Source organism: Streptomyces sp. NPDC041970 (assembly GCF_055588985.1).
In genome coordinates, this window is the sequence record NZ_JBVJCD010000013.1 from 1 (window position 1) to 15,679 (window position 15,679).

Here is a 15,679-nt window from a genome sequence, read left to right on the forward strand (position 1 = left end):
TGGTACTGCAGGGGGGACCCTGTGGGAGAGTAGGACGCCGCCGAACAATTTTTCCGGGAAAGCCCCGTGCCATTGGCACGGGGCTTTTCTGCGTTCCGGACACGTTGCCTCTCACGAGGTGGTGCACGGGTCGGCCACACGGCAGGCGGTGAAGTGCCGCGCTGCCGCCCCGCTCCGCATTCAGAGCCGGCCTGCGGCTTTCAGCGCCAGATACGCGTCGGCCAGCGCGGGAGCGAGAGCGTCTGGAGCGGCATCGACGACGGTGACACCGTGGCGCCGGAGCCTGTCGGCCGTACGCCGTCGGTCGGCCTGGGCCTGGCGGGCGGCGGCGGCCGCGTACACCGCCTCCGCCGTTCCCCGCCCCTCGGCCATCTCCTCGATACGGGGGTCGGATACGGCGGCCAGGAGAACGGTGTGGCGCCGGGTGAGCTGAGGCAGCACCGTAAGGAGGCCCTCCTCGATGGGGGCGGCCTCCAGAGTGGTGAGAAGGACGATCAGCGAACCACGCGGTGCGGCGGTGAGGGCCGCCGTGCTGAGCCCATGGGCGTCCGTCTCGACGAGCTCCGGCTCCAGGGTTGCCAAGGACTCCACGACGGCCGCCAGGACGTCGCCCGTCGCTGTTCGGCCCTGCACTTGGGCTCGGACCCGGCGGTCGTAGGCGAGAAGGCCCACGCGGTCCCCGGCTCGCGTCGCGAGTGCTGTGAGCAGGAGCGTGGCGTCCATCGCGGCGTCGAGCCGGGGAACGTCCCCCACCCGGCCCGCGGACGTGCGCCCGTTGTCGAGGACGACCAGAAGATGGCGGTCTCGTTCGGGACGCCAGGTCCGGACCGCGACCGCGGTCTGGCGCGCGGTGGCCCGCCAGTCGATGGAACGGGTGTCGTCCCCCGGAACGTAAGCGCGCAGGCTGTCGAACTCCGTGCCCTCGCCACGGGTGAGGACGCTCGTGCGGCCGTCGAGTTCCCGAAGCCGGGCGAGCCTGGACGGCAGGTGCTTGCGGCTGGTGAACGGCGGCAGGACCCGCACAGTCCACGGGGCTCGATGCTGCCCCTGCCGCGCGGCAAGGCCCAACGGGCCGAAGGACCGGACGGTGATCCGGTCGGCCCGGCGATCGCCGCGCCGGGTGGGACGCAGAACGGTGACCAGGCGGCGCTGTTCGCCGGCCGGAACCGTCACCGCGTGGCGCGAGGCAGGCCGGTCCTCGCCCGCGGGCCAACTGCTGGGCGGCCAGGCGTCCCGCAGTTGGGCGCGAAGACGTCGGCCCGAGCTATTGGTCACGGTGAGTCGCACTTCTGCCGCGTCACCGAGTCGAACAGATGTATCGCCGGTTCGAGTGAAACGGAGCGTGCGCACTGGCGCTGCCAGGGCGTAGTCGCACAGAATCGCCAGTGAGAGGGGAGCGTTGACCGCCAGCATCCCGGTCCAACTCGGAGTGAAGATGCCTACGGGGAGTGATCCCAAGGCGGCCAGCAGCGCGGTACGTCCGGTGAGGGCCATGGTCACCGCCTCACCGGGGTACGGGGACGTGGGCGAGCACCGAGGCGATGACGGAGTCGGTTGTGACTCCCTCCATTTCCGCCTCGGGCCGCAGGTGGATGCGATGACGGAGCGTAGGAAGCGCGAGGGCCTTCACATCGTCCGGGATGACGTAGTCCCGGCCGGTGAGCCAGGCCCAGGCGCGTGCGGTCGACAGCAGTGCGGTGGCGCCTCGGGGGGAGACGCCGAGGGCGAGTGAGGGGGAATCACGCGTGGCACGGCAGATATCCACGACATAGCCGGTGATCTCAGGGGAGACGGTCGTCTTCGCCACGGCGTCACGGGCCGCTTCCAGGTCGGCTGCTCCCGCGACGGGGCGTATGCCCGCGGCCTTCAGATCGCGCGGGTCGAAACCGCCGACGTGTCGGGTGAGGACGTCGATCTCGTGCTGACGAGACGGAAGGGGCACCGTCAACTTCAGTAGGAAACGGTCCAGTTGCGCCTCGGGCAGGGGATAGGTGCCCTCGTACTCGACGGGGTTCTGCGTCGCGGCGACGAGAAAGGGGTCCGGCAGCGGGCGGGATGTTCCATCGACGGTGACCTGTCGCTCCTCCATGGCCTCCAGGAGGGAGGACTGGGTCTTGGGGGGAGTGCGGTTGATCTCGTCGGCGAGCAGCAGGTTGGTGAAGACGGGACCGGGCTGGAAGGAGAACTCGGCGGTGCGCGCGTCGTAGACCAGCGAGCCCGTGACGTCGCTCGGCATCAGATCGGGGGTGAACTGGACGCGCTTGGTGTCCAGGTCGAGCGAGGCGGCGAGCGCGCGGACCAGCAGGGTCTTGGCCACTCCCGGTACGCCCTCCAGCAGCACGTGGCCCCGGCACAGAAGGGCCACGACGAGTCCCGTGACGGCGGGGTCCTGACCGACGACGGCCTTGGCGATCTCGGAGCGCAGGGACTCCAGGGACGCGCGGGCGCTGTCGGACGGCCCCGATTCCACGGGAGCCGCAGGACCGGTGGACGCCGCCGTGGGATCGGCCGGCTCGGGGGTCGGGGCGCTCATGAAGTGCGTACCTCTCTTTCGAGGGCGTCGAGTTGGTCGGCGAGGAGGACCAGGGCCGAGTCGGTGGCGGGAGCCGGGCCGAAGAGCAGGGTGCCGATGTCATGGCCCGGCGTGGTGACGCGTGCGGACACGGCAGGGAGGAGAGCAGCGGAGGAATGGGCGTCACGCGCGGGGACGCCGGTGAGGGACGCGACGCGGGCGCGGGTGGAGGCCCGGAGTGCGTCGGCGGCCCGGTCGCGGGCGTTGATCTTGCGGTAGAGCCGGGCGCGGCCCTCGGCGGACTCCGACGCGCGGATGGCCACCGGCAGCCGTTCCGTCACCAGAGGGCCGAGTCGACGGGCCCGCCAGATCGCGGCCAGGACCGCGGCGAGGGCGAGTTGCAGCGTTCCCCACAGCCAGCCCGCGGGGATCAGGTCGAGGAAGCTGCTCTCGTCGTCCCCCTGCCCGTCCGCCCGTTGTTCGTCATCGCTGTCGGAAGCGTCGTCGGCCCCGGCCGACGGGTCGGTGAGAGAGGGGAGGTACCAGACGAGATGAGGGCGGGAGCCGAGGAGTTGGAGAGCGAGCGAGGCGTTGCCCTGCTGGTCGAGTCGTTCGTTGTGGAGGAGGTCGGGGGAGCCGAGGACGACGGTGTCGCCGCCGCCCCGTGCCGGGAGGACGACCAGACTGGGCAGACCGTCGCTCGGGTAGCAGGTGACGGCGCTGGTGCTCCGCGTCGCGTAGCGGATGCCTCCCATGTCCGCTGTGCCGGCGGTGCGGGCGGCCGGCAGCGCGCAGGACGGGGGCAGGGCGCTCACCGGGCGGTGCGGCTCGGCGCGTACGCCGGGCGCCAGGTGGGTCACGGCTCGGGGGCCCGGAGCCAGCAGCAGCGTGCGCCCGGAGGCGGCGGAGGCGGTCGCGTGCAGGCGGCGCTGCTGCGAGGGCGTGAGGAGGTTGGGGCCGGCGACCAGGAGCGTGGTGTCGGGGCCGGTCGCGGCGGTGGCTTCGGCGAGAGTGGTGGCGACGGTGACGGATACGCCGCGCGCCTTGAGGAGTTCGGCCACGGCGCGGCTGCCCTGCGGGCCGGCGGAGCGGGGGTCGAGCCGGCCGTCGTTGCCGCCGGAGCGTACGGCGGCGAACGCGATGCCCGCGACGACGAGGACGAGGACGACGAGCAGGACGCCTCGGACGCGCACCCAGGTCTGATGTGGGGGAGCCGCCAACGAGGTGGGGGAGGGGGTGACAGCGGCGGTCATCCGGCGGCGCCCCCGGAAACGCCGGTCACCAGGGGCTTCACCGTGTCCAGCTCGAGGTCGAGGGAGCGCAGGGACAGGTACGTCGGCCGGTCCCCGGCGCGGCCGCCGTATGTGACGTCGTCGAAAGTGCGGGCGGCGGCCCGGAGCCGGGTGGCGTGGCCGGGCAGGGCGCGGCCCGCCTCGGCCGCCGCTTCGTCCGCGGTGCGGCCGGGGCGGGGGTCGAGCAGGGCCCGTTCCTCCAGCGACCGGACGATGGCGCGCATCCCTTCCTGGACGGCTTCGGTCCAGCGCAGAGCCACGGCGTGGGCCTCGGCCGCAGCGCGGTGCTGGGCCGCGCTGCGGGGGCCGTCGCCGTCGAAGAGCGTGTCGGACGGCCTGGAGGATCGTTGCGGGGTGCCGAGCCGCCACCAGAGGGCCGCGGCCAGGCCGACGAGGACGACGGCCAGGATCACGACTCCGATCGGGCCGCCGGGAGCCGCGCTCGCGGCGGCGTCGAACACACCCGCGACCCAGTCCCAGAAGCGGTCCAGGGCGCGTTGCAGGGCGTTCGGTTCGTGCTCGTGGTACATCGGCTCGGACAGCTCGCTCTCGGCCGCCTCCCGCGCGGGGACCCGTGGGATGTCCACGGGTATGTCGCCCGCTGCGGCCGTGCCGGATGCTGCTGTGGCGCCCCCCGCCCCCGACACCGCATCAGCTCCCAGGGGTGTCGGCGTCGTAGCCGGGCAGGCCCGCGGCCCGTGCCAGGTCAAGGTCCAGGGCTTCGCGGCGGATGCGCTGGTCCACGTAGAGGAGGGCCATCACGCCCGCGACGAAGGGGTAGAGCAGCGTCGAGACGAGCACTTCGCCGATGCCCGAGACGATCAGGGAGGGCCAGCTCAGGGAGGGGCCGGCGCTGCTGAGGAACTCGCTGACGTCGGTTCCGTCGGCGATCACCGCGAGGACGCCGAACGGGATGGAGATCAGGGACGCCAGCAGAAAGGCCAGGAGATAGGTCAGCGCCAGGATGCCGAAGGTGCGCCACCAGGCGCCGCGGACCAGCTTGGCCGACCTGCGCAGCGCGGCGACGATGCCCTGCCGCTCCAGCATGAGGGCGGGGGCGGCGAGGGTGAAGCTGACCTGGAGCCAGAGGAGGACGACGCAGGCGGCGGTGAAGCCGAGGACGGCGAGCGCCGCCCCGGCCTCGGAGCCCAGCAGGAGGCCGGGTCCGACGCCCACGGTCATGATCACGGCCGTGATCGCGGCGAGCAGCAGGGTCAGCCCGATCAGCGGGAGGACGCGGGGGCGGGCTTCGGCCCAGGCGTCGGAGAGAGTGGCGGGGCGTCCCAGCACCGAGCGGCTGATCAGCACGGTCACGAGGGACGCGGTGAAGAGCGTGGCGATCATCGTGAGCAGCGAGATGGGGGCGAGGGCGAACAACGTGGACCGGGCGGACTCCGAGGCCTGGCGGAGGGCTTCACCGCCGGTGGCGTTGGGGTCGACGGTGGTCGGCTTCGGAAGGAGGTAGCGCTGCAGGAGGATGACGGCGATCTGCGTGATCACGGAGACCGCGAGGCTGAAGCCGAGCGCGGTGCGCCAGTGGGCGCGCAGGGCGGACACCGAGCCGTCCAGGATCTCCCCGAGGCTCAGAGGGCGCAGGGGGATGACACCGGGCTTCGCGGCCGGCGGGGGCACCGCCCAGCCCTGGCGGTGCGGGCCGCCGCCCGGTCCGGGGGCGGGCGGCGGTGTTCCGGGGCCGCTGCCGGGGGTGCTCGGTGGGGACCACTGCCCGGGCGGCGGCTGCTCGGCGGACCACTGTCCTGTCGGGCCGCTTCCGTCCTGGGGGCCGGAGGGGCGGGGAATCGCCGCCTCCTTGCCGTCGGAGGGGGCAGATCCGGGCGACGCCCAGCCCGGAGAGTCGTTCATTCTCGCTCCTTCACCGTCCTGTCCGCTCATCGGTGCGGCAGGTTGGCAGCCATCGTGCCACGCGCCCGCCGGACGGGGACCAGCCGCTCCGTCTCCTTCGCCCCCTCATGCGCGGGCGGCGCACCGGGCAGACTGGGCGGATGGCTGAACAGGACGCGCGATCACCGGTGGGCGCCGAGCCGCCCCCGCTTTCGGTACTCCGTTGGGACGAGCCTCCGGGCGGCCCCGCGCTGGTGCTCCTCGACCAGACGCGGCTGCCCGCCGAGGAGGTCGAGTTGGTGTGCGGCGACGTCCCCGCGCTGGTGCGGGCGATCCGGACGCTGGCGGTGCGCGGGGCTCCGCTGCTCGGGATCGCCGGGGGGTACGGGGTGGCGCTCGCCGCGGCGCGGGGCCACGACGTGGCGGAGGCCGCCGTACTGCTGGAGGAGGCGCGGCCCACCGCCGTGAACCTCGGTTACGGGGTGCGGCGGGTGGCGGCGGCCCATCGGGCGGCCGCCGGGAAGGGGGCGGGCGACGAGGGGGCCGCCGCGGCGGCGCTGGCCGAGGCGCGGGCTCTGCACGAGGAGGACGCGCAGGCCAGCGTGCGTATGGCGGAGCACGGGGCGGCGCTGCTGGCGGAGTTGCTGCCCGGCGGCGGGCACCGGCTGCTGACCCACTGCAACACCGGGGCGCTGGTCTCCGGGGGCGAGGGGACGGCGTTCGCCGTGGCGTTGCGGGTGCACCGGCAGGGGCGGCTGCGACGGCTGTGGGTGGACGAGACGCGGCCGCTGCTCCAGGGGGCGCGGCTGACCGCGTACGAGGCGGCGCGCAACGGGCTGCCGTACAGCCTGCTCACGGACAACGCGGCGGGCTCCCTGTTCGCCGCGGGGGAGGTGGACGCCGTGCTCATCGGGGCGGACCGCATCGCCGCGGACGGCTCGGCGGCCAACAAGGTGGGGAGCTATCCCCTGGCCGTGCTCGCCAAGTACCACCATGTGCCGTTCATCGTGGTGGCGCCGACGACCACCGTGGATCTGGGGACCCCGGACGGCGCTTCGATCGTCGTCGAGCAGCGTCCCGAGCAGGAAGTGACGGAGTTCACACCGCCTCGGGGAGTATCGGCGGGCGGCGGGGGCGGAATGGTCGTCGCACCCCCCGGAGCCCCGGCGTACAACCCGGCCTTCGACATCACGCCGCCGGAACTGATCACGGCGATCGTCACCGAGGAGGGGGTCGTTTCCCCGGTCACGGGGGCCGGACTGGCGGAGCTGTGCGCCAGGTCATCGCAGGTAACGATTGGCTAATGGGATGATGTCGATTATGAAGGGACGCGTCCTTGTCGTCGACGACGACACCGCACTGGCCGAGATGCTCGGCATCGTGTTGCGGGGAGAAGGTTTCGAACCGTCGTTCGTAGCGGACGGCGACAAGGCACTGGCCGCATTTCGTGAGGCCAAGCCGGACCTGGTGCTGCTCGACCTCATGCTGCCCGGAAGGGACGGCATCGAGGTGTGCAGGCTGATCAGGGCCGAGTCCGGTGTGCCGATCGTCATGCTCACTGCCAAGAGCGACACCGTCGATGTCGTGGTCGGCCTGGAGTCGGGCGCCGACGACTACATCGTCAAGCCGTTCAAACCCAAGGAGTTGGTCGCTCGGATCAGGGCACGCCTGCGGCGTTCCGAAGAACCCGCCCCGGAGCAGTTGACCATCGGTGACCTGGTCATCGACGTGGCCGGCCACTCCGTCAAGCGGGAGGGGCAGTCCATAGCCCTGACGCCGCTGGAGTTCGATCTGCTGGTCGCGCTCGCCCGCAAGCCGTGGCAGGTCTTCACCCGTGAGGTCCTGCTGGAGCAGGTGTGGGGCTACCGCCACGCGGCCGACACCCGCCTGGTGAACGTGCACGTGCAGCGTCTGCGTTCCAAGGTCGAGAAGGACCCGGAGCGGCCGGAGATCGTGGTGACGGTCCGAGGCGTCGGCTACAAGGCCGGACCGAGCTGAGGTGGCCCGAGGCAGCGCCGCTCCGGGGCCCGGACAGCCGGGGGCCCGTACGGAGCGGGCTGCCGGTTCGGGACGGAAGGCATCGCGCGTGAACCGTTTCCTGCGGGGCGGCCGGTTGTTCGAGGACCGGACGCCCGGCGGGCCCGTGCCGCGGCTGTTGATGCGGTGGGTGCGCCGACCGCTGCTTCCCGCCGTCCGGCTGTGGCGGCGCAACCTCCAGCTCCGCGTCGTCGCGGGCACGCTGCTGATGTCGATGGCCGTCGTGCTGCTGCTCGGGTTCGTCGTGATCGGCCAGGTGCGCAACGGCCTGCTCGACGCGAAGGGCAAGGCCGCCCAGACCCAGGCCGCCGGCGGTTTCGCCGCGGCCCAGGAGAAGGCGAACGCCCCCCTCACGCCGGACGGCCGGGGGGAGGAGGGCGCCGACGGCATGACCGGCAGCGCCTCGTGGCGCACCGAGCTGGTCGACCAGCTCGCCAGCGGCGGCAAGAACGCGTTCAACGTGGTGGCGCTCAGCGCGGACTCCGCCACCGAGGGCGCGAGCAGCCGTGCCCCGCGCGGCTCCGGCAGCGTCGAGGCCTCCAGCGTGCCCGAACGGCTGCGCCGGGACGTCGGCAAGGGCCAGGGGGCGTTCCAGACGTACTCCCTGATCCGGTACTCCTACGGCAAGGAGTCGCAGCCGGGGCTCGTGGTCGGCAAGCGCCTCTACGACGTCGACCAGCACCCCTACGAGCTGTACTACCTCTTCCCGCTCACGCAGGAGGAGAAGTCCCTGACGCTGGTCAAGACGACCCTGGCGACCGCCGGGCTGTTCGTCGTCGTGCTGCTGGGCGCCATCGCCTGGTTCGTGGTGCGGCAGGTCGTCACCCCGGTGCGGATGGCGGCCGGCATCGCCGAGCGGCTCTCCGCGGGCAGGCTCCAGGAGCGGATGAAGGTCACCGGCGAGGACGACATCGCCCGGCTCGGCGAGGCCTTCAACAAGATGGCGCAGAACCTCCAGCTCAAGATCCAGCAGTTGGAGGAGCTCTCCCGGATGCAGCGGCGCTTCGTCTCCGACGTCTCGCACGAGCTGCGGACCCCGCTCACCACCGTGCGGATGGCCGCCGACGTCATCCACGAGGCGCGGGCCGACTTCGACCCCGTCACCGCACGGTCCGCCGAACTCCTGGGCGACCAGCTCGACCGGTTCGAGTCGCTGCTCTCCGATCTCCTGGAGATCAGCCGCTTCGACGCCGGCGCGGCCGCCCTGGAGGCCGAGCCGATAGACCTGCGGACCGTGGTGCACCGGGTGATCGGCGGCGCCGAGCCGCTCGCCGAGCGCAAGGGCAGCCGCATCCTGGTCGTCGGCAACGAGCAGCCGGTGATAGCCGAGGCCGACCCCCGCCGTGTCGAGCGGGTGCTGCGCAACCTCGTGGTCAACGCCGTCGAGCACGGCGAGGGCCGGGACGTCGTGGTGCGGATGGGCGTGGCCCAGGGCGCGGTCGCCGTGGCCGTACGGGACTACGGGGTCGGGCTCAAGCCCGGCGAGGCGACCCGTGTCTTCAACCGGTTCTGGCGCGCCGACCCCGCGCGGGCCCGGACGACCGGCGGGACGGGCCTCGGCCTCTCCATCGCCGTCGAGGACGCCCGGCTGCACGGCGGTTGGCTCCAGGCGTGGGGGGAGCCGGGCGGCGGTTCGCAGTTCCGGCTGACCCTGCCGCGCACGGCGGACGAGCCGCTGCGGGGCTCGCCGATACCGCTGGAGCCGGAGGACTCCCGGCGCAACCGGGAGGAGCGGGAGCGCGACGGGGCGGCGCGCCCCGACGACCACCACCGCCTTCCGTCCGTCCCCAGCCAGCCCGGCGCCGGCGACCGCTCGCCGCTGCCCGGCCGGGGCCCCGCCCCGCGGGCCGCCGCCCCGGCGACGGCGCACCCCGCGGCCCTGCCCGGCAACGGGGCGCGCGTCGTGGCGCGTCAGGCCCCGGAGGGTTCCGGGGGGTACGCGGGCGACGGCGTACACCCATCCGACCAGGAGGACTCCACTCGTGGGTACTGACCGCTCTCGGGGCGGCCGCCGGCGCGCGGTGCGGATGTCCGCGCTGCTCGGCTGCGGCGTCGTGGTGCTGGCCGGATGCGGCTCGATGCCGGTGACCGGGGACGTGAAGGCGGTCGACGCCTCGCAGCCGGGCGACTCCCAGGTGCAGGTGTACGCGGTGGCCCCGCGTGAGGGCGCGCCGCCCAGCGAGATCGTCGACGGCTTCCTGGAGTCGATGACGAGCGACGACCCCGCGTTCGCCACCACCCGCAAGTACCTGAGCGCCGGCGCCGCGCGGACGTGGCGGCCGAACGCGGGCACCACCGTGCTCGCCCAGGCCCCCAACCGCAGCGGCCCCCTGCTCCGCGACGAGGGCGGCCGGGCCCAGGCCACCGAGACGACGTACACGCTGACCGGGGAGAAGGTGGCGGCGGTCGACGCCCAGAGCTCCTACCAGCCGCTCGCGCCCACCGACTACTCCCAGACCCTCCACCTCGTGCTGGAGAAGGGGGCGGAGGGCCGGCAGGAGTGGCGCATCGACGCCGTGCCGGACGGCCTGGTCCTCGGCCAGTCCGACTTCAAGCGCCTCTACCGCTCCGTGAACACGTACTACTTCGCCGCCGGGCGGACGAACGGGCGGCCGACGCTCGTCGCGGACCCCGTCTACGTACGCAACCGGACGGACCCGGTCACCCGCATGGACACCGTCACGCAGACCGTCAGGACGCTGCTGGCCGGGCCCACGGACTGGCTGCGGCCGGTGGTGGACTCCCGGTTCCCGGCGGGGACCGCGCTGCGCGAGGGCACCATCGGGCTGCCGCCGGACGACAAGAACGTCCTGAGGGTGCCGCTCAACCGGAAGGCCGACAAGGTGGGCCGGGGGGCCTGCCGGATGATGGCCGCCCAGGTGCTCCACACGCTCCGGGACGTCACCTCGGCGCGGGTCGAGCGGGTGGAGCTGGAGGGCGGCCGGGGCAGGCTCTGCGCGCTGGACGCCGACGACGCGGCGGAGTTCTCCGCCGACAGCGGCTCCGGCGGCCCCGACAGCCAGTACTTCATCAACGACAAGGGGCAGGTGGAGCGGATACCCGGCGCCACCGAGGGCAGCGGCACGCCCGAGCCGGTGACCGGCGCCCTCGGCGTGGGCGCGGTGCCGATGGGCTCGGTCGGCGTCGCCCGCAACGAGGAGCGGGCGGCCGCGGTCTCCGCCGACGGGCGGAACCTGTACGTGGCCTCTCTGGAGGCGGTGGGCGAGCTGGCCCCGCCGCTGGTCACCAGCGCGGCGAAGAAGGGCGCGGACGGGCTGTCGTCGCCGAGCTGGGACGGGCGCGGGGACCTGTGGATCGCCGACCGCGACCCGGCCGGGCCCCGGCTGCTCCGGCTGGCCGGGGGGGTGGGCGAGCCGCAGGAGGTCCGGGTCCCGGACCTGCGCGGCAGCCGGATCGAGGAGCTGCGCATGTCGGCGGACGGCGTGCGGATCGCGCTGCTGCTGACCGAGGACGGGCGTACGACGCTGAAGATAGGCCGGGTCGAGCGCCGCGGGTCGACGGCGGCGCCGAGGATCTCGGTCGAGGATCTGCGCCAGGCCGCGCCGCAGCTCACGGACGTGACGGCCATCTCCTGGTCGGGCCGCAGCCGCCTGGTCGTGGTCGGCAAGGAGGAGGGCGGCGTCCGACAGGTGCGGTACGTCCAGGCGGACGGTTCCACGTCGGCCTCGGGGGCCCTCCCCGGCGTCAACCAGGTCCAGTCGGTCGCCGCGGCCGACGACGAGCTGCTTCCCCTGATGGCGGAAACCGTGGGGGACGGCATCGTGAAGCTCTCTCCGGGGGACAACTGGCAGACGGTCCTCAAGCAGGGCACCTCGCTGGTCTACCCCGGCTGACCCAGGCCCCGGCTGACCCAGGCCCCGGCTGACCCAGGCCCCGGCTGACCCAGACCCCGGCTCATCCAGGCCCTGGCTGACCCAGGCCCTGGCCGGCCGGTTGTCCACAGGGGTGGCCCGGTGCGCGCCGGGACGCCACAGTGGTCCCATGCGGGGCGCGTGGCGGGAGCTGTCCGGGCTGGTCCTGCCGGTCGCCTGCGTGGGCTGCGGCAGTCCGCGCTCCGAGCTGTGCGCGGTGTGCCGGGCCGCCCTGCTCGCCGCCCCGGCCCGCCGTGTGCGGCCGTCGCCGCGCCCTCCGGGCCTCCCCCTGGTGTACGCGGCGGCGCCCTACGAGAACGCCGTACGCGCGGTCCTGCTGGCCCACAAGGAGCGGGGGGCGCTGGGGCTCGCGGGACCGCTGGGGCGGGCCCTGGCGGGCTCCGTACGGGCGGTGGCGGGGCGGTCGGGCGGTGCGGACGCCCTGCTGCTGGTCCCCGTGCCCTCCGCGCGGTCGGCCACCGCGGCGCGCGGCCACGATCCGGTGCGCAGGATGGCGCGGGCCGCCGCACGGGAGCTGCGGCGCACCGGGCGGCCCGCGCGGATGGTCCCGGTGCTGCGGCAGCGGCGCGCGGTCGCGGACCAGTCGGGCCTGGGAGCCCGGCAGCGGCGGGCGAACCTGGCCGGAGCCCTGGAGTTCGCCGCGGGAGGCGAGCGGCTGCTCGGCCGCGGCAGGGTGGTCCTCGTGGACGATCTGATGACGACCGGCTCGACGCTGGCGGAGGCGGCGCGCGCCGTCGCGGAGGGGCTGGGCCGCGTGTCGCCACCGGGCGGGCACGGAGCGTGGCCGGCGGCCGTCGTCGCGGCCTCTCCGTCCGCCTTCGAAATGAACCGGAACTGACCGGGAACGCGCGTCGTTGCAGGTGATGAGAGGGCATTGGCCCGCGAACGGAGGTACGTGCCGGTAGCGGGTGCCGAGACCCCGGTGTGCAGGCTATGTTCGGTTGTGAGGAATGGTGAATGCCGGTCCTCGATGAATGCACCACCGGGTTTCGGGCAGGTGTCCCACCGTTGGAGAAGCGCGAGTCGGGTGGGGTTACGACCCGTCCGGCGGGGGAGGAGGAGGCGAAAGCCACCGAGTCCGAGGCCCTGGTGATCACCGGGGCTTGGTGCAAAAGGGAGACGCTCCGCCGTTGAGCGGGGCTATCCGGGAACGGAGTTCTGCGTGGACATCGTCGTCAAGGGCCGCAAGACCGAGGTGCCCGAGCGGTTCCGGAAGCACGTGGCCGAGAAGCTGAAGCTGGACAAGATCCAGAAGTTCGACGGCAAGGTGATCAGCCTCGACGTCGAGGTGTCCAAGGAGCCGAATCCCCGTCAGGCCGATCGTTCCGACCGGGTGGAGATCACGCTCCGCTCGCGGGGGCCGGTCATCCGGGCGGAAGCGGCGGCGGGCGACCCCTACGCAGCGCTCGATCTGGCCACCGGCAAGCTGGAGGCGCGGCTGCGCAAGCAGCACGACAAGCGCTACAGCCGCCGGGGCAACGGCCGTCTGTCGGCGGCCGAGGTCGGGGACGTGGTGCCCGGCGTCGCCTCGTTCGACGAGGACGGCGAGCTGGTCGGCGAGCAGTCGCCGGAGACCGTCCCCACCAAGAAGATCGGCTCCCTGGAGGTGCAGGGCGACGGGCCTCTCGTGATGCGCGAGAAGACCCACACCGCCGCACCGATGGCGCTCGATCAGGCGCTCTACGAGATGGAACTCGTCGGGCACGACTTCTACTTGTTCGTCGACGCCGAGACGAAGGAGCCCAGCGTCGTCTACCGGCGGCACGGCTACGACTACGGCGTCATCCACCTGAGGACCGACCCCCTCGCCGCGGACGAGGCGGGCGGCGCGGGCGGCGCGCTCGCAAGCTGACGCCACGCCGTCGGAGCGCCCCCGGAGCGGTTTCGCGCCACCGGGGGCACTCGCCCGCGCACGCGGGACCACCACCGTGACGTCCGGGCATGGAATCATGGCGGCCCGAGCCAACGGGTGTTGCGCGAAACGCCGTTGGCGTACGACCGAGACTTCAGGCCGTGGCCTTCAGGGGGAGAGACGATGGCGGACACCTTCGGGCCCGCGCGCGGTGCGCGCGGCTCCGACGGCGCCGGTGGGTTCACCGGCGCGGGCGCGGACGGCTCCGCACGCAAGGAGCCCATCCGGGTCCTCGTGGTCGACGACCACGCGCTCTTCCGCAGGGGCCTGGAGATCGTCCTCGCCCAGGAGGAGGACATCCAGGTCGTCGGGGAGGCCGGAGACGGCGCGGAGGCGGTCGACAAGGCCGCGGACCTGCTCCCCGACATCGTCCTGATGGATGTCCGGATGCCCCGGCGCGGCGGGATCGAGGCCTGCACCTCCATCAAAGAGGTAGCCCCCAGCGCGAAGATCATCATGCTGACGATCAGCGACGAGGAAGCGGACCTCTACGACGCGATCAAGGCCGGCGCCACCGGATATCTGCTCAAGGAGATCTCCACCGACGAAGTGGCCACCGCCATTCGCGCGGTCGCCGACGGGCAGTCCCAGATCAGCCCTTCCATGGCCTCCAAGCTGCTCACCGAATTCAAGTCGATGATCCAGCGCACCGACGAGCGGCGGCTCGTCCCCGCACCCCGGCTCACCGAACGGGAGCTGGAAGTGCTGAAACTCGTGGCGACGGGAATGAACAACCGCGACATCGCCAAGGGCCTGTTCATCTCCGAGAACACGGTGAAGAACCACGTACGCAACATCCTGGAGAAACTGCAGCTCCACTCCCGGATGGAAGCCGTGGTCTATGCCATGCGCGAGAAGATCCTGGAGATCAGATAGCCGTTCCGGCCGCTCCCGCGGACGCCGGGGCAGGGTGCGCCCGCAGCGCCCGGTCGATCTCCGCCCGGAGCGGCTCGCGCAGCTCGGGGGCGTCGACCCGCTCCAGCCGGATGCCGGTGCACCCCACCCAGCTCGCCGCCTCCACCAGCGCCTGTGCCATCGAGGCCACCGCCCGGGGGCCGTCCAGGGACGCCTGCCGGGCGACCAGGGTGGCGCCCTCGCGTGCCGGATCGACCCGGCCCCGCAGCTTCCCGCCGGCCAGCAGGGGCATCGCGAAATAGCCGTGGATCCGCTTCTGCTTGGGGACGTAGGCCTCCAGCCGGTGGGTGAAGTCGAAGATCCGCTCCGTGCGCGCCCGCTCCCAGATCAGGGAGTCGAACGGGGACAGCAGCGTCGTGCGGTGGCGGCCGCGAGGCTCCTGGGCCAGGGCCGCCGGGTCCGCCCAGGCCGGCCTGGACCAGCCCTCCACCGTCACCGGCACCAGCCCCGAGTCCGCCACCACGGCGTCGAACTCCTCGGCCCTGAGCCGGTGGTAGTCCGCGATGTCGCCGCGGGTGCCGACGCCCAGCGACCGGCCGGCCAGCGCGACCAGCCGCCGCCGGCACTCGGCGTCGCTCAACTCGTCGTGGAGCAGGGCGTCCGGAATGGCCCGCTCGGCGAGGTCGTAGACCCGCTTCCAGCCGCGCCGCTCGGTGCACACCACCTCGCCGTACATCAGGGCCCGTTCGACGGCGACCTTGGACGCCGACCAGTCCCACCACTCGCCGCCGTTCTTCGCGCCGCCCAGCTCGGTCGCCGTCAGCGGGCCCTCGTCGCGCAACTGCTTGATCACCGTGTCGTACACGCCGGTGGGCAGGTCGTGGTGCCAGTGCGGGCGGGAGCGGTAGGCGCGGCGGCGGAACGCGAAGTGCGGCCACTCCTCGACGGGCAGCACGCACGCGGCGTGCGACCAGTACTCGAAGGCCCGGCCGCCCGACCAGTAGGCGTCCTCCACCGCGCGGCGGCCCACCGCGCCGAGCCGCGCGTAGGGGATCAGCTCGTGCGAGCGCGCCAGCACCGAGATCGTGTCCAACTGGACGGCCCCGAGGTGGCGCAGCACCCCCGGCACCCCCGCCCGCCGGTCCGGGGCCCCCAGGAAGCCCTGGGCGCGCAGCGCGATGCGGCGGGCCTGATCGGCGGAGAGTTCGACTGCGGGAGGAGGCACAGGCGTCATACGGGGAACCCTAGACGCCGCCACTGACAGCCCGGAACCGCGCCGTCACGGAGATCACCGGCCGGTCGGCGCCGCCTCCGGGGCGGTCCGGCAGCCCCGGCG

13 protein-coding genes are annotated in these 15,679 nt (G+C 73.2%); 7 read left to right on the top strand and 6 right to left on the bottom strand.

Features of this window, described 5'->3' with window-relative positions:
• Window positions 1-180 precede the first annotated feature (180 nt).
• The 5 genes from ACZ6EJ_RS09820 to ACZ6EJ_RS09840 are packed head-to-tail and all read right to left on the bottom strand — an operon-like array spanning window position 181 to window position 5,667.
• A complete protein-coding gene (locus ACZ6EJ_RS09820; protein ID WP_469265850.1) occupies window positions 181-1,494 on the bottom strand; it encodes a DUF58 domain-containing protein in 1,314 nt (437 codons plus the stop codon).
• Window positions 1,495-1,504: 10 nt separating this feature from the next.
• Window positions 1,505-2,533 carry an AAA family ATPase gene (locus tag ACZ6EJ_RS09825; RefSeq protein ID WP_469265851.1) on the bottom strand — a complete coding sequence of 343 codons (1,029 nt, stop codon included), beginning with the start codon at window positions 2,531-2,533 and terminating at the stop codon, window positions 1,505-1,507.
• Window positions 2,530-3,765: a DUF4350 domain-containing protein gene (locus ACZ6EJ_RS09830; protein ID WP_469265853.1), complete on the bottom strand. Its 1,236-nt coding sequence runs from the start codon at window positions 3,763-3,765 to the stop codon at window positions 2,530-2,532. Before ACZ6EJ_RS09830 ends, ACZ6EJ_RS09825 begins: the two co-directional genes overlap by 4 nt.
• The gene (locus ACZ6EJ_RS09835) at window positions 3,762-4,451 is read right to left on the bottom strand and encodes a DUF4129 domain-containing protein (RefSeq protein WP_469265855.1); all 690 of its coding nucleotides are present in this window, start codon (window positions 4,449-4,451) and stop codon (window positions 3,762-3,764) included. The genes ACZ6EJ_RS09830 and ACZ6EJ_RS09835 overlap by 4 nt, the downstream gene beginning before the upstream one ends.
• Window positions 4,452-4,455: 4 nt before the next feature.
• Window positions 4,456-5,667 (bottom strand): DUF7847 domain-containing protein, encoded by a 1,212-nt coding sequence (locus ACZ6EJ_RS09840; RefSeq protein ID WP_469265857.1) that lies wholly within the window; start codon window positions 5,665-5,667, stop codon window positions 4,456-4,458.
• Window positions 5,668-5,807: 140 nt separating this feature from the next.
• Between ACZ6EJ_RS09840 and mtnA the strand changes: the two genes are divergently transcribed.
• The 7 genes from mtnA to ACZ6EJ_RS09875 all read left to right on the top strand — a co-directional run bounded on the left by mtnA (window position 5,808) and on the right by ACZ6EJ_RS09875 (window position 14,364).
• Window positions 5,808-6,950, top strand: a complete 1,143-nt coding sequence (gene mtnA, locus ACZ6EJ_RS09845; protein ID WP_469265859.1) for an S-methyl-5-thioribose-1-phosphate isomerase — start codon at window positions 5,808-5,810, stop codon at window positions 6,948-6,950.
• Window positions 6,951-6,954: 4 nt separating this feature from the next.
• Complete coding sequence (mtrA, locus tag ACZ6EJ_RS09850; RefSeq protein ID WP_007448372.1) at window positions 6,955-7,644, top strand: two-component system response regulator MtrA; 690 nt, start codon at window positions 6,955-6,957, stop codon at window positions 7,642-7,644.
• A 1-nt stretch (window position 7,645) separates the two neighbouring features.
• Window positions 7,646-9,676, top strand: coding sequence for an MtrAB system histidine kinase MtrB (mtrB, locus tag ACZ6EJ_RS09855; RefSeq protein ID WP_469265861.1), 2,031 nt, complete (start codon window positions 7,646-7,648; stop codon window positions 9,674-9,676).
• A gap of 28 nt (window positions 9,677-9,704) precedes the next feature.
• The gene (locus tag ACZ6EJ_RS09860) at window positions 9,705-11,537 is read left to right on the top strand and encodes an LpqB family beta-propeller domain-containing protein (protein WP_469265979.1); all 1,833 of its coding nucleotides are present in this window, start codon (window positions 9,705-9,707) and stop codon (window positions 11,535-11,537) included.
• A gap of 148 nt (window positions 11,538-11,685) precedes the next feature.
• Window positions 11,686-12,414 carry a ComF family protein gene (locus ACZ6EJ_RS09865; protein ID WP_469265862.1) on the top strand — a complete coding sequence of 243 codons (729 nt, stop codon included), beginning with the start codon at window positions 11,686-11,688 and terminating at the stop codon, window positions 12,412-12,414.
• Window positions 12,415-12,738: 324 nt separating this feature from the next.
• Complete coding sequence (gene hpf, locus ACZ6EJ_RS09870; protein WP_469265864.1) at window positions 12,739-13,428, top strand: ribosome hibernation-promoting factor, HPF/YfiA family; 690 nt, start codon at window positions 12,739-12,741, stop codon at window positions 13,426-13,428.
• Between the two features lie 183 nt (window positions 13,429-13,611).
• Window positions 13,612-14,364 carry a response regulator gene (locus ACZ6EJ_RS09875; protein ID WP_469265866.1) on the top strand — a complete coding sequence of 251 codons (753 nt, stop codon included), beginning with the start codon at window positions 13,612-13,614 and terminating at the stop codon, window positions 14,362-14,364.
• Here ACZ6EJ_RS09875 and ACZ6EJ_RS09880 read toward each other — a convergent pair.
• Entirely contained in the window at window positions 14,357-15,577 is a 1,221-nt protein-coding gene (locus tag ACZ6EJ_RS09880) for a winged helix-turn-helix domain-containing protein (protein ID WP_469265868.1), read from the bottom strand. The genes ACZ6EJ_RS09875 and ACZ6EJ_RS09880 overlap by 8 nt on opposite strands.
• Between the last annotated feature and the right edge of the window lie 102 nt (window positions 15,578-15,679).